Source organism: Myxococcus sp. MH1, assembly GCF_059738865.1.
The window spans coordinates 8,533,713-8,552,865 of the sequence record NZ_AP026947.1; the positions used below are offsets into that span (position 1 = coordinate 8,533,713).

Below are 19,153 nucleotides of genomic sequence, written 5' to 3' on the forward strand. Positions count from 1 at the left end.
ATGCGTTCCCTGCTCGTCGCGCTGCTGGTCGCCGCCACTCCGCAAACCCCCGCCCAGAAGGCGAAGGAGCTCTCCGGACAGAAGGCCTGGGAGGAGCTGTACCTGGCCTTCTCCTCCGGTGACGCGACGGCGGTGCCCCCCGAGCAGCGCGCCGGGGTGTCCGGCGCGCTCGTGAAGGGCTGCCAGGCCCTGCTGAAGGACGACGCGGTGATGGCGTACTCGCTGGGCGAGCGCGCCGTGGTGTTCCAGGAGTCCGCTCCCGCGCTGCGCTGCCTGGCGAGCGCGGCCCGGAAGACCGAGCAGCGCGCCGCGGCCGAGGCGACCCTGGTCAAGGGCGTGACGCTCTTCCCCAAGGACGGCGCCTTCCCGCTGGAGTTGGGCAAGCTGCTGCTGGAGGAGCAGGACTCGGCGGGCGCCCAGGCGGCGCTGGAGAAGGTGCCCCCGCGCAGCCGCGAGGCCGCGGAGGCGAAGAAGCTGCTCCAGCAGGCGCGGCAGCAGACGCTGCAGGAGGACTCGGCGCGGGCGGAGGCGTCGCGCATCGAGAAGAAGCTCGGGGGCTCCCCCTCCCGGGGCGCTGAGACACGGCCGGCGAGCGCCCAGGCGGGCGACGACTCCACCGTCGTGGCCCTGGAGACGCGGCCAGGGATGAGCGTGCGCACGCCGCGCGTCGGCTTCGAGTCCGGCGTGAACTCCCTGGGCATGCGCGTGCGCGCCAACAGCCGGTACGTCATCACCTACTTCAACAACGACCGGGACTTCGCCCAGCGCGCCGAGTACGAGGGCCGCATCGTCGAGATACTCGATACGGCGCACCACTTCGTCCAGAAGGTCCTGGGCGAGACGCGTGAGCAGCCCGTGACGGTCGTCCTCTACACGTCGGCGGAGTTCCGCGTCGTGTTCGGTGACAGGGTCGCCAACAGCGTCGCGGGCATCTACAAGACCAACGCCATCCACATCAACAACGCCGCCGAACTGAACAGCCAGAACAAGGCGACCATCGTCCATGAGTACGTCCATGCCGTCATGGCGGAGATCTGCGGCAGTGGTGACCTCGACACCGCCTTCCTCCCCATGTGGTTCAGCGAGGGCGTGGCCATGTTCGTGGAGTGGAAGTACCTGGACATCCCGGGCCCCACCCCGGACATGATGGAGCAGATTCACGCCCTCCTCTCCACGTCGGACGTTCGCGTCATGAGCCTCCGGTCGATGACGAAGATCCCCCCTATCCGGATGGGGAACGCGGGGATGGCGTACGACATCTCCGGACTGGGGGTTAAGGAGCTGATGCGCCGTGAGGGGGCCTACCGCCTGATGACCCTCACCCGAGCCGTATGCAGGGGCCGGGGGCAGCCCTCCTTCGAGAAGGCGTTACTGACCCACTATGGGATGACCATGGATGACCTCGAAAAAGAGGTCGAGGAGTCGGTCCAGAAGAGGTAGCGGCCGGGCAAGCTCGGTCCATTTGGTTTACCCCTCCCCGGGAGTCACCTACACTCGCAGCCCCCCCATTTGCGCTGCGACGGTAACCGGGCAGTCCGCCGTCCGCAGCAAGGTGACGGATGTCGGACACGCGCGCGGCAATGAGAGAGTTTCGCTTCCTCGACGAGAAGCGAAAGCTGGGAAGCCTGTCTCCCGTGGAGGAGGCTCGCTGGGGTGAGCTGCGTGGTCTCCTCGGCATCCAGGATGCGCCCGCCGACGCCTCCGCGTGGCAGCAGCCGGAGGCCGCGCCCCAGGGCTACTACGGCGCCGATGGCCAGTGGTACGCCTACCCCGCCGGCTACGACCCCAACCAGGCCTATGCCCAGCAGGCCCAGGGCTACTACGGCGCCGACGGCCAGTGGTACGCCTACCCCGCCGGCTACGACCCCAACCAGGCCCAGGGCTACTACGGCGCCGATGGCCAGTGGTACGCCTACCCCGCCGGCTACGACCCCAACCAGGCCTACGCCCAGCAGGGGTACGACCCGAACCAGGCCTACGCCCAGCAGCCGTACGATCCGAACCAGGCCTACGCGGGCTACCCGCAGCAGGGCTACGACCCGAATCAGGCCTACGCGCAGCAGGGCTACGACCCGAACCAGGCCTATGCGCAGCAGGGCTACGACCCGAACCAGGCCTACGCGCAGCAGCAGGGGTATGATCCGAACCAGGCCTATGCGCAGCAGGGGTACGATCCGAACCAGGCCTATGCGCAGCAGCAGGGCTGGGCAGGGCAGGACCCGAGCGCCTACGCGCCGCAGCCCGCCGCCGAGCCGGAGAACCTGCACCTCAGCTCGGACGACATCGACATCCCGGCGCTGAGCGAGCCCGCGCCGTGGATGGCGCCCGCCGCGACGCCCGAGGTCAGCGCGCCCGCCTCTGACGCCACCTCTTTCGAGGACGTGCTGGAGGTCTCCGAGGCGGAGGTCGCGTCGGGGTCCGAGGCGGCGACGCCCGTGGAGGTTCCGACGAGCGCCGAGGATGACTTCAGCGCGCTGGGTGGCGCGGAGGAGCCCGCGGCCGCCGCGCAGGCGCCCGAGTCTTCGCTCGAGTCGTCCTTCGCCGACCTCTCCCTGGAGGTCGAGACGACGCCGGACGTCGCCGAGACGCCGGTGCTGGAGGCGCAGCCCGTCGAGGAGTCCTCGCTCGAGTCCTCCGATGTGGAGGTTCCCTCGTCCGAGGTCGAGCTGCTCGATGCCTCGGCGGAGAGCGAGCCGGTGCTCGCGGAGGACCTCTCGTCGGCCCCCGTGGACGAGGCGTGGGCCTCGGCTCCGCTGGCGGTGGATCCACTCGAGTCCTCGCCGACGGAGGTCGCCGACGCGAACGACATCATCGATGTCGGCGCCATGGAGTCCGCCGAGCCCATCGCGCTCGACGCGGGTGATGTGGCGGAGGAGTTGGTGCTCGAGGCCTCGGAGGTGAGCGACGCGTCGTCCTCCACCGTGGAGCTCTCGGCTGGGGACGTCGATGCGGGCACGGCCGAGGAGATCTCGCTCGACGCCTCCGACGTCAGCGAGGTGTCCGCGTCCACGGATGACACGGCTGCCTCGACGCAGCCTGAGCCCACGCAGGAGGCGACGGACGCCGAGGTGTGGATGGCCTCCACGGCCACGCAGGCGACCTCGGGCGAGGACGGCACATCCGCGGGCGAGTCGCCCACGCTCGACGTCGCGGAGGTTGGAGCGGAGGCGGTCTCGACGACGCCGCTGCCCTTCAGCTCGAGCACGGTTCCCTCGTTGGAGCTTCGCTCCGTGCAGGTGGGACCCGACCTCCAGGCGGACACCATCGAGGTCGACACGGAGGCCGCGCCCGCGTCGCAGGATGCGTTCGACCTGAGCGGCAGCCCCGAGGAGGCCGTTCCCCTCGCGACCGCGGGAGACTTCCTGGAGCCCGGGCAGTTCACCGCCTCGGCGGAGCGCAGCCTGGACCTTCCGGCCTACGGCGGCGCGGAGGAGGACTGGAGCACGCAGTCGAGCGAGCTGGAGCCGCTGGCCAGCAGCGCGGGCATGGCGTCACAGACGACGGGCGGCGCGGAGTGGTCCTCCGGCGAGGCGCCGGCCGAGGGTGGTTCCGCGGAGTGGAGCGCGGAGGCGCAGGGCTCGGAGGTCATCGAGCTGCAGCCGGAATGGGCTTCGGCCAACGCCGAGGCCGCGCAGCCCACCTGGGACGCGACGGGAGAGCAGACGGCGGAGGCCGCATCGACCGAGTGGTCGACGTCCGAGGCACAGCCCGAGTGGAGCGCGACGAGCGAAGGCGCCTCGGCGGGCGAACTCGCGGCGACCACGTCATCGGAGTGGTCGACGGGTGAGGCGGGAGCAGAGGCCCCGGCGACCGACGCCGCGGCGGACGCGACCTCGGCCGCGTGGAGCGCGTCCGAGACGGAGCAGGCACACGACACGTCGGAGAACACCGCCGCGCAGTCCGAGTGGGCCGCCACGGAAGAGCTTCCTGCTGACGCCGTGCAGACGGATGAGTCCGCGCCCGTGACGGAGTCGCCTGGAGCGCAGCCCGAATGGATGGCGGCCGAGGAGCTTCCCGCGGACACCGTGCAGTCGGAGTGGTCTGCGTCCTCCGCGCAGACGCCGGATACGCAGGCTGAGTGGGCGGCCACGCCGGAGATTGCTCCGGACGCGGTGCAGACCGACGGGGCTGCCTCATCGACGGAGACGCCTGCCGCGCAGCCCGAGTGGGCCGCCACGGAAGAGCTTCCCACCGATGCCGTGCAGGCTGAGTGGTCGGCCACGTCGACGGAGACGCCCGCCGCGCAGCCCGAGTGGGCCGCCACGGAAGAGCTTCCCGCCGACGCGGTGCAGGCCGAGTGGTCCTCGTCCACGACGGAGACTCCCGCCGCTCAGTCCGAGTGGGCGACCACGGAAGAGCTTCCCGCCGACGCCGTGCAGGCCGAGTGGTCTTCGTCCACGACGGAGGCACCTGCCGCTCAGCCGGAGTGGGCTGCTACCGAAGAGCTTCCCGCCGATGCGGTGCAAGCCGAGTGGTCCGCCACCTCAACGGAGACTCCCGCCGCTCAGCCTGAGTGGGCCGCCACGGAAGAGCTTCCCGCCGACGCCGTGCAGTCCGAGTGGTCGGCCACGTCGACGGAGACTCCCGCTGCGCAGCCCGAGTGGGCCGCTACGGAAGAGCTTCCCGCCGATGCCGTGCAGGCTGAGTGGTCTGCCACGTCGACGGAGACTCCCGCCGCGCAGCCCGAGTGGGCCGCCACGGAAGAGCTTCCCGCCGACGCCGTGCAGTCCGAGTGGTCTTCGTCCACGACGGAGGCACCTACCGCTCAGCCCGAGTGGGCTGCTACCGAAGAGCTTCCCGCCGACGCCGTGCAGGCCGAGTGGTCTTCGTCCACGACGGAGGCACCTGCCGCTCAGCCCGAGTGGGCCGCCGCCGAAGAACTTCCCGCCGACGCCGTGCAGGCCGAGTGGTCCGCCACCTCGACGGAGACGCCTGCCGCTCAGCCCGAGTGGGCCGCCACGGAAGAGCTTCCCGCCGATGCGGTGCAAGCCGAGTGGTCCGCCACCTCGACGGAGACGCCCGCCGCCCAGCCCGAGTGGGCCGCCACGGAAGAGCTTCCCGCCGACGCCGTGCAGTCCGAGTGGTCCGCCAGGTCGACAGAGACGCCCGCCGCCCAGCCCGAATGGGCCGCCGCCGAAGAACTCCCTGCGGATGCGGTGCAGGCCGAATGGTCTTCGTCCTCGACGGAGACGCCTACCGCGCAGTCCGAGTGGGCCACCACGGAAGAGCTTCCCGCCGACGCCGTGCAGGCCGAGTGGTCCGCTTCCTCGACGGAGACTCCCGCCGCCCAGCCCGAGTGGGCCGCCACGGAAGAGCTTCCCGCCGACGCCGTGCAGTCCGAGTGGTCCGCGACAGAGGCGAGCGCTCCGCAGCCCGAGTGGGAGGCGACGCCGGAAATTGCCCCGGACGCCGTGCAGGCAGAGTCATCCTCCTCAACAGATGTAATTGCCGCGCAGCCCGAGTGGGCGACCACGCCGGAGATTGCCCCGGACGCCGTTCAGACGGAGTGGACTGCGTCATCAACGGAGACGCCTGCCGCGCAGACTGACTGGTCTGCCGCGGAAGAGCTTCCCGCGGACGCGGTGCAGGCCGAGTGGTCTTCGTCCACGGCGGAGCCCCCTGCGGCGCAGCCTGAATGGGCCGCCACGGAAGAGCTTCCCGCGGATGCAGTGCAAGCCGAGTGGTCCGCCACCTCGACGGAGACTCCCGCCGCTCAGCCCGAGTGGGCTGCCGCCGAAGAGCTTCCCGCGGATGCGGTGCAGACTGACTGGTCCGCGACCTCCGCGGAGACTCCAGCCGCGCAGCCCGAGTGGGCGGCCACGTCGGAGCTTGCTCCAGACGCGGTGCAGACCGACTGGTCTGCCTCGTCGACCGCCGCGCAGCCCGAATGGGCCGCCACCGAAGAGCTTCCCGCGGATGCCGTGCAGTCCGATTGGTCCGAGACCTCCGCGGAAACTCCCGCCGCGCAGCCCGAGTGGGCGGCGACAGAAGAGCTTCCCGCGGACGCCGTGCAGACCGATTGGTCCGCATCCTCGACGGAGGCGCCTGCCGCGCAGCCCGAGTGGGCCGCCGCCGAAGAGCTTCCCGCGGATACGGTGCAGCCCGAGTGGTCCGCCACGGAAGAGCTCCCTGCGGACGCCGTGCAGTCCGATTGGTCCGCAGCCTCGACGGAGGCTCCTGCCGCTCAGCCCCACTGGTCCGCCACCGAAGAGATTCCCGTGGACGCGGCGCAGCCCGAGTGGGCTTCCACGCCGGAGATTGCCCCAGACGCTGTGCAGACCGACTGGTCTGCCTCGTCAACTGCCGCGCAACCGGAGTGGGCCTCCACGACGGAAGAGCTTCCCGCGGACGCCGTCCAGGCCGAGTGGTCCGCCAACGCCACGGCGGCCCCCTTCGAACAGTCCCAGTGGTCCGCGACGCCGGAGATTGCGGCGGACGCCGTGCAGACCGATTGGTCCGCGTCGGCCGCAGAGTCCCCCACCGCTCAGCCCGAGTGGTCCGCCACCGAAGAGCTCCCCGCCGACGCCGTCCTCTCTGAAGAGCCCACTGCTTCGACCGAGCCCCCCACGGCTCAGCCCGAGTGGTCCGCCACCGAAGAGCTCCCTGCCGACGCCGTCCAGGCCGAGTGGTCCTCGACCGACGCGCCCCACACGGCTCAGCCCGAGTGGTCCACCACCGAAGAGCTCCCGGCCGACGCCGTCCAGTCCGAGTGGTCCTCCGCCCAGGACTCGTCGACCTGGAACAACACCGCCACGGAGGAGCCGTCCAACGCGCAGGCCGAGTGGAGCGAGGCCCCGGTCGACGTGGAGCCGATGGTCGAGCTCTCCGCCACCGAGCAGCTCCCAGCCGAGCCCATCCAGGCCGAGGAGGTCTCCTGGGCCGAGGAGCAGCCCGCCGCGCCCGCCTCTTCCTGGCAGGCCCAGAACGGCCACGCGTTCGGCGCCCCCGCGACGGACCTCTCCGCCTCCATCGAGGAGGAGGTCCCCGTCGAGCTCGAGCAGGAACAAGAACAGGAGCTCGCCGAAATCGAGCTGGTGGAAGAGGCCCCCGAGCCCACGCCGACGCCCGCCACCGCCGTGGCCGCCGCGGCGATGAGCGCGGCCCTGCGCTCGCCCTACCCCGCGCCTCCCGCGCGAGCCACGCCCTCCCTGGCCTCGAGCCCGCAGCCGCTCGCCGCCGTGAGGGAGCCGCTCTTCGCCGCCGCCGTGCCCCTGCACGCCGACTCCATCACCTCGTTCATCGAGGGCGAACACCGCGTCATCATCCACACCGTGGAAGGCCAGGTGAAGCGCGGCACCATCCGCGACGCGGACCTGCTCGACGAGGTCATCTCCCTGGAGCAGCAGAGCGGCTTCGCCCCGGAGCAGATTCCCGGCAAGCGCGTGAAGGCCATCTTCTTCATGCTCCCCGCCGGCGCGCGTCAGCCCCAGGCCGAGGGCCAGAAGATTCGCGTCACCTTCAACGACGGCCGCCAGGTCGCGGGCTTCTCCCAGGACTTCAAGAGCACCACCCCGGGCTTCTTCGTCGTCCCCGCCGACCAGCGCACCAACACCGCGCGCATCTTCATCTACCGCGCCAGCGTGCAGGCCGTCGCCGAGGGCTGAAGCCCTCCACGAAAGCCACACCCGAGGGGCCCCACCACCGTGGCGGCCCCTCTTTCATTTCCGCGCGCGCGCCGACACGAAGCGCCCACGCACGAAACGAAGAAGGGCCCCCACACCGTGGAGGCCCTTCATTCACGTCAGTCGTTGTCGAGCGACCCGCGGACTACTTCTTCGCGGGGGCGGCGGCATCCGCCTTCTTCGTCAGGGACAGGTCCAGGTTCACGGTGACTTCCTCACCCACCGCCACGCCGCCCGTCTCCAGCGCCGTGTTGTAGGTCAGGCCGAAGTCCTTGCGGTTCAGCTTCGTCGTGGCGGACACGCCCGTGCGGGTGTTGCCCCAGGGGTCCTTCGACTCCTTCGACGGGCCCGTGACGTCCAGGACGACCGGCTTGGTGACGCCGTGCATGGTCAGGTTGCCGGTGACCTTCAGCTTGCCCTCGCCCGCCTTCTCCACCTTCGTCGACTTGAAGGTGATGGTGGGGTACTTCGCCGTGTCGAAGAAGTCCGGCGCCTTCAGGTGCTCGTCACGCTTGGCGTTGCCCGTGTTCACCGTCGCCGCGTCGAGCGTGGCCTCCACGGTGGACTTGGTGATGTCCTTGTCGTCCAGGTTCACCGCGCCCTGCTTGATGTTGAACGAGCCCGTCACGTTCGACACCATCATGTGCTTCACGGTGAAGCCCGCGCTGGAGTGGGCCGGGTCCACGTCCCACGTGGCGGCAAAGGCGAGGGACGGCAGGGCCACCAGCAGGGCAATCGCGCTCTTCAGGGTCGTCTTCATAGGGGTGTGCTCCTCGAATGATGAACTGCGGGTTCAGGCGCGCAGCGCGAAGCTGCGCATGGACAAGGTTCCGTGATGGAAGCCCTCGAACACGGGGGTGATGCGGTCTTCGGGGAGGGCGGCTCCGAGGACGAAGTACAGCGGCAACAAATGCTCGGCCCTTGGATGCGCGAGCGTCGCATTGGGTGCATCCAACCATGATTGAAGCCCCGTGAAGTCGCGCGCCTCCAACTTGTTCGCGACCCACGTGTCGAACGACTGCGCCCACGGCTCCGGGGACGCATCCTTCTCTCGGAAATTCACCCGGCGCAGGTTGTGGACGATGCCACCACTGCCCATCAGCAGCACGCCTTCTTCACGCAGCGGCCGCAGCACCTCGCCCATCCTCGCGATGTCCGCCGCGCGCGCGCCCAGCGGCATCGACACCTGCACCACCGGCAACGTCGCGCGTGGAAACGTGTGGAGCAGCGGTATCCACGCGCCATGGTCCAACCCGCGCTCGCCGTCCGCGACGGCCTCGAGGCCCGCGGACTTCAGCCGGCCCACCACGTCCGTGGCCAGCGCGGGCGCGCCCGGCGCCGCGTAGCGAAGCTGGTACAGCGCGCTCGGAAAACCGTGGAAGTCATAGACGAGCGGCGGCCGCTCGCTGGCGGTGACGCGCACCTCGCCGGGCGTCTCCCAGTGCGCGGAGACGACGACGAGCGCCTTCGCCGTGGACACGCCCTCACCGAAGCTCTTGAGCGCCCGCGGGTACGCGTCCGTGTCCAGCGCCACCATCGGCGAGCCATGGGAGACAAAGAGCGCGGGGGCCTTCGCCTGCCCGCTCGCGGAGCCCGTGCCCAGGGCGCCCGCCACCCCGGCCGCCGCCATGCCCTGCAGCACTCCTCGCCTGTCCAAGCCGCCTCCCATGATGGCGCCTTCTACTGCAACCCCAGGACCAACGTCCCCGGGATTCCAACCCCCTGAAATGACTCCCACCCCACAACCTGTCGTGCAGGAAACATCTCAAAACGATAGAGAGAGGCATCACTTTGGAAGGAGCGGGACACCGTGGCGGGTCAATTCGAGCTGGGGCTGGGCGAGCTCTTGTCCTTCGAACCGGGGGGCGGGCTCATCCACTTCGCGGGGCAGCGGGTGCTGCTCATGGACCCGGTGGCGCTGGGACTGCTCCGCAAGGAGCTGGTGAACCTGATGGGCATGACGGCCGCGCGGGGCATCTTCACGCGGCTGGGCTACGCGCACGGCTGGCGCACGGCGGAGGCGATGAAGGGGGCGGTGCCCTGGACGGATGAGTCCCTGTGGCGCCGCGCGGGCGGGCGGCTGCACACGCTGCAGGGCCAGGTGCGGGTGGAGCGGATGGAGCGCAAGCCCGAGGAGGGCCCGGAGCCCTTCGCCGAGGCGCAGTGGCGCGACTCGTACGAGGCCGAGCAGCACCTGTTGCACCTGGGCCGCGCGGACCACCCGGTGTGCTGGAGCCTCACCGGCTTCGCGTCCGGGTACATGAGCTACGTCAACGGCCGGGAAATCTACTGCACGGAGCTGCGCTGCGTGGGCCAGGGGGACGCGGCGTGCCACATCGTCGGCCGCCCCTCGGAGGAGTGGACCACCGAGTGCAAGGAGGTGCTGCGCTTCTACGAGACGCAGTGCATGGAGGGCGTGCTCGCGCAGGTGACGGACGCGCTGAAGCAGGCGGAGCGCAAGCTGCGCGCCAAGCGCCAGTCGCTCGCGCGGGTGGGCGTGACGGAGGACCCGGCCGGCATGGTGGCGCGCGCGGAGGCCATGCAGCGGGTCATCAACCTGGGCCGCCGCGCGGCGAAGGTGGACTCCACGGTGCTCGTCACCGGCGAGAGCGGCGTGGGCAAGGAGAGAATCGCCCGCCTCATCCACGACGAGTCCACGCGCGCGCACAAGGCCTTCGTGGCCGTCAACTGCGCGGCCGTCACCGAGAGCCTCCTGGAGAGCGAGCTGTTCGGCCACGTGAAGGGCGCCTTCACCGGCGCGACCCACGACAGGCCGGGCCTCTTCGAGGCCGCGCACGGCGGCACCCTCTTCCTGGATGAAGTGGGCGAGGTGCCCGCCTCCATGCAGGCCAAGCTCTTGCGCGCGCTGCAGGAGAAGGAGGTGCGGCGCGTGGGAGAGAACACCAGCCGCAAGGTGGACGTGCGCGTGGTGGCCGCCACCAACCGCGACCTGAGCGAGGAGGTGAAGTCCGGTCGCTTCCGCCAGGACCTCTACTACCGCCTGCGCGTCATCGAGCTGCGCATCCCCCCCTTGCGCGAGCGGCGCGAGGACATCCTGCCCCTGGCCCGGCTGCTGCTCGCCGAGGCCGCGGAGCGGCTGGGCCGCAAGGTGTCGGGCCTGTCACCGGACGCGGCCGACCAGCTCCTGCGCTACGAGTGGCCCGGCAACGTGCGCGAGCTGGGCAACGCCCTGGAGCGCGCGGTGGCCCTGTGCGAGGGCAGCCGCGTGGAGCGCGAGGACCTGCCGGAGGAGGTCCGCGCCGCGCCGCCCAGCCTCATGCCCAGCGGCAACCCGCGCAGGCTCGAGGACATGGAGAAGGAGTACATCCTCGCGGTGCTGGCGCAGAACGCGGGCAACCGGGCGCGCACCGCCGAGCAGCTCGACATCGGCGTGGCCACGCTCTACCGCAAGCTCAAGCAGTACGGCCACCCGGAGGCGGCCCACTGAGCCCTTCGGCTCAGTTCAGATACTGGTCGCGGTCCGGCTTGTCCTTGTTCCTGCCCACCACGTGCAGGTGCTTGGAGCGGTCCTTCAGCTGTCGCTGCAGCCGCCAGTGCTGCAGCTGCAGCATGAACCGCTTGGGGCTGGCGCCCTTGACGTAGGCGAACACCAGCAGCAGCGCGACGACGTGCGGCAGCTGGCTCAAGAAGCCCGCCGTCAGCACGCGCAGCACCACGAAGCCCGCGCCGATGCCGGCGAACGCGTTGCCCGACAGGGGGATGCCCCAGAAGTTCGTCTGCCCCTTGCCGATGACCAGGCCGTAGGCGACCCACAGCACCGAGCCCATCACCCAGCCGCCCTGGTAGCCCGCCGGCAGCGGCATGAAGAGCCCCACCACGCCCAGCACGAAGCCGGCGAGCGCCGTGCAGCCCACCGCCACCATCAACAGCCGCTTCGAGCCCCAGTAGCTCTCCAGCCACCCGCCGATGGACCACAAGAGCAGCGCGCCGAAGAGGATGCTGAACGGCTCGCTCTCGATGAAGGCGTAGGTGAAGGGCTGCCAGAGGAAGAGGTTGCCGAAGACGGTATTGGGCGACAGCAGCAGGAGCAGGCTGTTGCCCGCGCCCTGGTAGCGCAGCACCAGGAAGAGCACGGAGCCCGCCACCAGGCCCACCGCCAGCTTGGACGCCGTGGTCTCCAGGCCGGGGACCCCACCACCGCCACCCCGGCCGCCGAAGCTGCGCATCGGTCGCATTCATTCCTCCACTACGGGCTCGACAAGTCGACCAAAGGTGGTGGAACCCCGCCGGCTTCGCAACCCCAAACGACGAAGGGCGCCCCACCCGGTCCCGGGAGAGCGCCCTCGTACGTCGACGTCCAGCGTCGAGAACCGCCGAATCAGGCCGTCTTCGCGCGGTAGAAAATCGTGATGGTCAGACAGTGGAACTCCTTGTCCGAGGACTGGGTCACCACCTTGTCCACCACCTCGATGTTGACCAGATTCTCCTTGAGCCACTTGGTGATGTTCTCACCCATGTTCTCGCGATCACGCGCGAGCGTGGTGGAGAACACCTTGACTCCCGTGAAGCTCGTAACGCCCATTCCGACCCTCGTCTCAAGCTGAGATTCTGGACGTTTACCCCGAGACGATTCCGCTATCAAGAAACGGGCCCGATTTACCGGCCTTGAGCGGTCCTGGCGGCCCCACCCCGACCCCGCGTGGCGCCAGGGCTCCCACCGTCACGCAGTCGACAACGGGTGGCGGCGCTGCGGGCGAGGGCCTCGCGCGGGTGGACGCCCCGCCAGGCCCCGTGTCGGGTCACGGGCGCGAGGCGGCGGCCCGGCGGTTCTGGCAGGAGACCTCGTCCTTGCAGGCCGGGCCGATGCCCTCCGGGTGGGCGGTGAGGGGCGTCTTGTCGCTCTCCTCCACGCCGCACACGACGCACTTGCGCTTGCGGTTGCGGCGCTCCGCCCGACGCTGCTCGGCGATGGCCTTGGCCCGCTCGCGGGCCGTCTTCGCATCCACCTCGTTCGTCATCTCGCGTCCCGGTTGGAAGTCGTGTTCGGGCATCAGAGCGCCTCGACCAACACGGCGATGCCCTGACCGCCCCCGATGCAGGCGGAGCCGATACCATAGCGTCCACCGCGACGCTTGAGCTCATAGACGAGCGTCGTGGTGATGCGCGCGCCGGACGCGCCCAGCGGGTGGCCCACCGCGATGGCGCCGCCGTTGACGTTGGTCTGCTCGCGCGGCAGCCCCAGCTCCTTCTCCACCGCCAGGTACTGGGGCGCGAAGGCCTCGTTCACCTCGAACAGGTCCACATCGGAGAGCTTCGCCTGCGCGCGCTCCAGCAATTGGCGGATGGCGGGCGCCGGGCCGATGCCCATCACCTTCGGGTCACACCCGGACACGCCCCAGTTCACCAGCCGGGCGATGGGCTTCAGGCCGTGCTTCTGCACGAAGCTGCCCGTCGCCATCACCATGCTGCCGGCGCCGTCGCAGATGCCGCTGGCCGCGCCCGCGTGCACCACGCCGTCCTTCTTGAAGACCTTGGGCAGCTTGCGCAGGCCCTCCACCGTGGTCTCCGGGCGGTTGTGCTCGTCCTTGGAGACGACGACGTCGCCCTTCTTCCCCTTGAGGGTGATGGGCGCGATTTCATCCTGGAAGCGGCCCGCCTCCTGCGCGGCGGCGAAGCGCTTCTGCGTGAGCACCGCGTACTCGTCCACCTGGTCCTGGGTGAGCGCGTAGTCCACCGCGAGCTGCTCGGCGGTGAGCGCCATGGGCTGGCCGGTGTAGCTGTCCGTCAGCGCCGTCCACAGCATGTCCTCCAGGCTGCCCTTGCCCAGCGGCAGGCCCCAGCGCGCGCCGCGGATGACGTGGGGCGCCTGGCTCATGGACTCGGTGCCGCCGGCCAGCACGCAGCTCGCCTGCTCGGTGAGCATCAGCTCCGCCGCGGTGACGAACGCCTGGAAGCCGGAGCCGCACAGGCGGTTGACGCCCAGGGCCGGCACGGGGACGGGCACGCCCGTCTTCAGGCCCACGTGGCGGGGCAGGTAGATGGCATCCGCGCTCGTCTGCACCACGTTGCCGTACACGACGTGCTGCACCAGCTCCGGGGACACCTTCGACTGGGCGAAAGCGGCCTTCGCGGACTCCACGGCCAGGTCGGTGGCGCTCAGGTCCTTCAGGCTGCCGCCATAGGTGCCGAACGGGGTGCGCTTGCCGGAAAGAAAGAAGATTTCCTCGGTCTTGGACACGCTCTTCATGGTGCTCGTCTACCTACTCCCAAGGGGCGCGCGGTGCACGCGCGCAGTGATGGTCCTGGCGGGGTTTCAGGCCGCGCGCCGTCCCAGGAAGGCGCTGGCGACGATGGCAAGCGCCATCACCGTCCACAACAGCCCTTGCAGGTTCTGCCGGCGGATCTCCTTCCGGCCGAGCCCGCGATACCAGGAACGTCCGGCCTCCACCCGACCTTCCCACGAGAAGTCGCTGGCGGGCGTCAGGCCCTCCATGCGGCGCAGGTGGGCGCGCAGCAGACGCTCCGGTGGAGCGTCCTCCAGTGAACCGCTCCGGTAGACGCCGGGCACATCCAGGGCGGGCCGGCGATAACCGGCGGTGATGACGAAGCCTTCCGGGGCCAGGGGGGTGAGGAAGTAGAGCCGGGGCTCGCCGTCCGCCGTCTGGTACACGGTGGCGAAGACGCGCTCGGTGGGGTGGGCCCAGTCGTAGGAGCGCGTGGCCTTCTGGAGCGGCGGCTTCTCCTCGTGGCTGCCGAGCGCCACGAAGCCCAGGGCCTGCAGGTGGATGGAGACCTGCGCCAGCTCCAGGGGCAGGTCCATCTGGTCGGCGGGCGCCTCGGGCTCCACGCGGACCGTGTGGGGGAAGAGGAACAGCACGGCGCGCCAGAAGTTGAGCGCCAGGAGGACGATGGCGAGCACGAGACCCGCGACGACGATGCCCAGCTCGGCGAGGACGTTCATTCGGTGAGCACCTGGAGACGTGGCCCGCCCCTGGGGCTTGGGCCAGCGGGGCACCCTAGCCCAAACTCCAGGTGCTTTCGCACCACCCGCGTTCAGCGTCGGGAGGCGGTCGACGGCAGGGAGCGCCAGCGCTCCAGGTCCACGCCCTTGAGCGGATCCTTGCCCTCGAGGAAGCGCTCCAGGTGCCCCAGCGAGTCGACGCCGAAGAACAGCTCGTCGCCCACGAGCACGGTGGGCACGCCGAAGGCGCCCGCGGCGATGGCCTCCTCGGTGTTGCGGCGCAGGCGGTCCTTGATGTCCTGGCGGCCGGCGGCCTCGAGCAGCGCGGGGGCATCCAGGCCCGCGGCGCGGAGGGCCACGGTGACCTGCTCGGGCGACTCCACGCCCTTCCCGCCGCCCCAGGCCTCCGCATAGAGAGCCGACACCAATCGGGCGCGGGCCTCCAGGTCATTTACGGCGGCCGTCACGCGCAACGGGAGCAGCGGGACGAAGGGATGCGAGGGAGGGGGGCCGAAGGGCACGCCCAGCTCGTGGGCGATGCGGAAGGTGTGCTTGAAGATATAGCCGCGCTTGGCGGGGACCTCGGCGGGGCCGATGTTGCCGGTGGCGTTGAGCACGCCCGCGAGCAGCACGGGGACGGGCTCCAGCACGCGGCCATGGCGCGCGGCGAGGGCGGGCATGCGCGTCCACGCGAGGTAGGCGTAGGGGGAGAGATAGTCGAAACAGAAGCGCAGGGGCGGGAGGGCCATGCCGCGCACTCTACCCTCCTGGCGCCGGCTGTTCGCCGTGACACCTGCGCGTGACGTGAGGCGGCGTACCTTCCGGCTCCCGCGCAGCGCGGCACCACACCCCTCCAAGAGAGCATCGCGTCCCGTGCGTTGCCAGAGCGCGCAGTGCTCCCTCAGCGGTGCTGCGTTTCACGTGGGCTCGCGCGCCCGCACGTTGCCGGAGCGTTCCGTCCATGATGCGGTCACTTCACGCGAGCCGTCTCAAGCGCTCCGTCGGGACTCCGCGCTGCGCTGGAGCGCGCCACGCAGCGACGTCGCCTGGGCCAGCAGGTTCGACGCCCGCGCCTCGGTGAAGGCCGTCTCCGCCGCCGTCAGCTCCGCCACCGCCGCGTCCATCGTCATCGCCCGCTCCGCGAGCGCCAGGCGCACGTGCCCCACCTGCAACACGTTGCCCGTCAGCTCCGCCAGCGCGAGCGCGCGCTTGAGGTGCGTCAGCCCGTCCTCGCCCGGCAGCAGCGCGGCCATCGCCCGGCGCGCCAGCACCTCGTCCCAGGGATTCGCCAGCACCGGGTCCATCGACCGCGACAGCGCCGTCTGCGCCGCCTCGCGCGCCGCCTCCAGGTGCCCCTGCTCGCGCTCGAAGCGCGACTGGTAGACGCGCAAGAGCGTCTCCATCCGGAGGCCACTCTCACGCGCCGCCGCCAGCGCCCGGGGCAGCGACTGGCGCACCGCCGCCGCGTCCTCGAACAGCACGTCCCGGCACGCCTGGTACGTCTGCACGTGGCACTGCAACCAGCGGTCCTCCGGCAGCACCCGCGCCAGCGCCTCGCCGCGCGCCACCACCGCCGCCACGTGCTCGTGCTCGCCGCGCTCCAGATAGTAGGGCGGCGTGAAGATGGCCAGGTTGCGCTCCATCAACCGGGGGTTGCCCAGCCGGCGCACCAGGTCACTCTTCTCCGTGAACGCCGGCACGAAGGCCGCCGCATCCCCCGTGAACGCCGCGCGCGTCACCACCGTGAACAGGTGGAAGGCCCGCACGTCCGTGAAGCCGTGCGCCTCCGCCACCGCGTAGCCATCCCGCGTCGCCTGCGCGTCCAGCGGCTCGCCGCGCAGCGCCAGGTTCATGTTCATCATGTAGCCACCCATCCCCAACGCCCACGCCAGGCGCCGAGGCAGCCGGCCCATCACCTCGCGCAGCCCGCGCAGCCGCGTGAGCTGCTCGAACTGCGCCTCCACCACCCCCGCCGAGCGGCCCGTGTACGCGCTGAGCACCGCCGGCGCCAACAACGTCGCGGCCCGGTACGGCGACACCTCCGGCTGCTCGCGCCGCACCCGCTCCAGCAACGCGTCCAAATCCTTCGTGCGCCCGACGATGGCCAGCGCCATCGCCTGGAGGATGCGCAGCTCCGCCTGCTTCCAGAAGATGTCCGCCGGCGCCACCTGCGCGTCCGCCTCGCGCTCGCGGAACAATTCCCTCAGGCGTGCCGGCCGCTCGTCCTCGGGCGCCGAGCACGCCCCGTCGAGCTGCGCGAGCGCAACCCGCCGCCCCTCCTCCAGGTCCACCGTCGACGCCCAGTGCGCGAAGAGCTTCTCCGCGAAGGCCAGCGAGCTGGGCGGGTCACTCGCGTAGCCCACCTCCACCAGCGTCACCCAGATGCGCAACAGCAGCCTGTCGCGCCCCGGGAAGTCCGGCGCGGACTCCAGCAGCGTGGAGGCCTCCTTCAAGAGCAGCGTCGCCTCCAGCAACGCCTGCGCCTCCATCGCCGCGCGCCCCGCGTCCAGCAACGGACCGATCGCCAGCTCCGGCTCCGACGAGCGCAGGTAGTGCCACCCCACCGTGCGCGTCAGGTCCGGCCGCTGCGAGTAGAGCGTCTGCAGCGCCAGCGCCACCCGCGCGTGCGCCGCGCGCCGCTCGTCCTCCGACATGCTGTCGTAGACGGCCTGGTGCACGGTGTCGTGCGTGAAGACGTACCGGCCCTCCTCCTCCTGGAGGAACTGCCGCTCCACGATTCCATCCAGCACCGCGAACAGCTCCGACTCCGGCAGGTCCGCCAGCGCCCGCACCATGGGCAGCTCCAGGCTGCGCCCCGCCGGCGCCAGCCGCCTCAAGAGCGACACCTGCTCCACCGGCGCGGAGGACAGGCGCTCGAGCACCGCCGCCTGGATGCTCGCGGGCAAGGGCCGCGTGTCCAGCCCCTCCTCCGCCGTCCAGCGTCCACCCACGCGCGTCAGCGCGCCCTCCTCCACCAGCGCGCGCAGACACTCCGTGGCGAAGAACGCGTTGCCCCCCGTCGTCTCGTGCAGCCGCGCGACGAAGCTCTCCGGCACCTCCAGGCCCGGCAGCGCCAGCCCCACCAACGTGCCCACGTGCTCGGCCCCGAGCGGCTCCAGATCCATGCGCCAGGTGAGCTTCTCGTCCACCGTCTGGAACGCCAGGCTCAGCCGGCTCAGCTCCCCCGAGCGGAACGTGCACACCACCATGCCGCGCGTGCCGTGCAGCGCGCGGATGAGCACGTTGAGCACCTCCAGCGACGCGGTGTCCGCCCAGTGCAGGTCCTCGAAGCACAGGACGAACGTCATCCGCTTGCCCAGCCCCTGCACCCACTCCGCCAGCGCGCCGAAGAACCCCAGCTTCTCCTCGCCCGGCACCTGCGCGACGCCCGAGCCCTCCGCCGACATCGCGGGCAGGAGCCTCGAGAGCCTCGGCGACAGCCGCTCCATCACCTCCGTGGGCGTGTGCGGAATCAGCGCGCGCAGCGCCTGCGCGATGGGCGTCAGCGGCGCCTGCCCCTCCGCGCGACACTGCCCCCGTCCGAACGGCAGCTCCGCCAGCTTCGCCTGCAGCTCGAACTCCTGCAGCAGCCGCGTCTTGCCCACGCCCGCCGGAGCGCCCAGCAGCACCGCGCGCGACTGGCCCCAGTCCGCCTCGGCCAGCCCGTTCATCAGCGACTCCAGCTCCGCCGCGCGCCCCACCACCTCCGGCACGTGCAGGTAGCTGGAGCGCGCCGACAGGGGCTCCTCCGGCATCGGCTCGCCGCTGGCGTGGCACAGCGCCTCCATCAGCTCGGCGGCGTCCTGGAAGCGCTCGCGCGGGTCCTTCGCCAACAGCAGGAGGATGATCTCCTCCAGCTGCGGGTCCACCGGCCCCAGCGAGGACGGCTTGGGCGGCGGCCGCGTCAGGTGCTCGGCGAGCAGCGCCGCGGGCGTGTTGCGCTTGAAGGGCAGCTTCCCCGTCACCAGGTAGTACGCCATCACCCCCAGCGAGTAGAGGTCGGCGCGCCCGTCGATGCTCGCGCCACGCTGCCACTCGGGGGCCAGGTACTCCAGCGTGCCCTTGAGCTTGCCGGGGCTCGGGGTGCCCAGCTGGTGCATCACCCCGAAGTCCATCAGCTTCACCGCGCCGGAGCGGGTGATGCGCACGTTGCTCGCCTTGATGTCGCAGTGCACGTACAGGCGCGAGTGGATGAACGCCAGCACCTGCGCCATCTGGAGGAGCACCCGGTACAGCGTGCGCGTGTCCAGCGGGGACTCGCGCGCCAGGGTGCTCAGGTCCTGCCCGTCCACCACCTCCATGGTGATGAAGCGGTTGCCGGCCTCCGTCATCCCCCAGTCGAACACCTTCAGCGTGCCGGGGTGCTGCAGCTTCTTCATCGCGAAGAACTCGTGCCGGAACATCAGCACCAGCTCCTCCGTCTTCGCCGCCGTCAGCCCCGCGGGGACCTGCATCTCCTTGAGCGCGACCTTGCGCCGCTCGTGCAGGTCCTCCGCCAGCCAGATGCGGCCCATGCCGCCCTCGCCCAAGAGGCCCTCCACCCGGTAGCGGCCCGTCACCACCATTCCGAGCTCCAACGAGCGTCGCACGCCCGCGGCGTCCCCCGGCA

Annotated in this window: 12 protein-coding genes; 3 read left to right on the forward strand and 9 right to left on the reverse strand. The window is 70.8% G+C overall.

Annotated features, from left to right (window positions below; all coding sequences use genetic code 11):
• Complete coding sequence (locus AC6JA9_RS33555) at positions 1-1,440, forward strand: peptidase MA family metallohydrolase (RefSeq protein ID WP_141323531.1); 1,440 nt, start codon at positions 1-3, stop codon at positions 1,438-1,440.
• A 119-nt stretch (positions 1,441-1,559) separates the two neighbouring features.
• Entirely contained in the window at positions 1,560-7,604 is a 6,045-nt protein-coding gene (locus AC6JA9_RS33560) for a DUF6982 domain-containing protein (RefSeq protein WP_497958376.1), read from the forward strand.
• Positions 7,605-7,767: 163 nt separating this feature from the next.
• Here AC6JA9_RS33560 and AC6JA9_RS33565 read toward each other — a convergent pair whose 3' ends face one another.
• Both AC6JA9_RS33565 and AC6JA9_RS33570 read right to left on the reverse strand, forming a co-directional pair.
• Positions 7,768-8,382: a YceI family protein gene (locus AC6JA9_RS33565; protein WP_223748544.1), complete on the reverse strand. Its 615-nt coding sequence runs from the start codon at positions 8,380-8,382 to the stop codon at positions 7,768-7,770.
• 33 nt (positions 8,383-8,415) lie between these two features.
• Positions 8,416-9,291: a dioxygenase family protein gene (locus tag AC6JA9_RS33570; RefSeq protein ID WP_267699752.1), complete on the reverse strand. Its 876-nt coding sequence runs from the start codon at positions 9,289-9,291 to the stop codon at positions 8,416-8,418.
• Between the two features lie 141 nt (positions 9,292-9,432).
• On the opposite strand from AC6JA9_RS33570, the gene AC6JA9_RS33575 reads away from it, so the two are divergent.
• Positions 9,433-11,070 carry a sigma-54-dependent Fis family transcriptional regulator gene (locus AC6JA9_RS33575; RefSeq protein WP_141323539.1) on the forward strand — a complete coding sequence of 546 codons (1,638 nt, stop codon included), beginning with the start codon at positions 9,433-9,435 and terminating at the stop codon, positions 11,068-11,070.
• 10 nt (positions 11,071-11,080) lie between these two features.
• On the opposite strand, the gene AC6JA9_RS33580 is transcribed toward AC6JA9_RS33575, so the two are convergent.
• The 7 genes from AC6JA9_RS33580 to AC6JA9_RS33610 all read right to left on the reverse strand — a co-directional run bounded on the left by AC6JA9_RS33580 (position 11,081) and on the right by AC6JA9_RS33610 (position 19,109).
• Positions 11,081-11,818, reverse strand: a complete 738-nt coding sequence (locus AC6JA9_RS33580) for a DUF1751 domain-containing protein (RefSeq protein ID WP_223748542.1) — start codon at positions 11,816-11,818, stop codon at positions 11,081-11,083.
• Between the two features lie 143 nt (positions 11,819-11,961).
• Positions 11,962-12,165 carry a hypothetical protein gene (locus AC6JA9_RS33585; RefSeq protein ID WP_046715756.1) on the reverse strand — a complete coding sequence of 68 codons (204 nt, stop codon included), beginning with the start codon at positions 12,163-12,165 and terminating at the stop codon, positions 11,962-11,964.
• A 217-nt stretch (positions 12,166-12,382) separates the two neighbouring features.
• Entirely contained in the window at positions 12,383-12,601 is a 219-nt protein-coding gene (locus tag AC6JA9_RS33590; protein WP_141323581.1) for a hypothetical protein, read from the reverse strand.
• 32 nt (positions 12,602-12,633) lie between these two features.
• A complete protein-coding gene (locus tag AC6JA9_RS33595) occupies positions 12,634-13,830 on the reverse strand; it encodes an acetyl-CoA C-acetyltransferase (RefSeq protein WP_223748541.1) in 1,197 nt (398 codons plus the stop codon).
• Positions 13,831-13,896: 66 nt separating this feature from the next.
• Positions 13,897-14,544, reverse strand: coding sequence for a hypothetical protein (locus tag AC6JA9_RS33600; RefSeq protein ID WP_223781696.1), 648 nt, complete (start codon positions 14,542-14,544; stop codon positions 13,897-13,899).
• Positions 14,545-14,636: 92 nt separating this feature from the next.
• Positions 14,637-15,293 (reverse strand): 2-hydroxychromene-2-carboxylate isomerase, encoded by a 657-nt coding sequence (locus AC6JA9_RS33605; protein WP_483578580.1) that lies wholly within the window; start codon positions 15,291-15,293, stop codon positions 14,637-14,639.
• A 240-nt stretch (positions 15,294-15,533) separates the two neighbouring features.
• Positions 15,534-19,109: a protein kinase domain-containing protein gene (locus tag AC6JA9_RS33610; protein ID WP_223782049.1), complete on the reverse strand. Its 3,576-nt coding sequence runs from the start codon at positions 19,107-19,109 to the stop codon at positions 15,534-15,536.
• Positions 19,110-19,153: the final 44 nt, after the last annotated feature.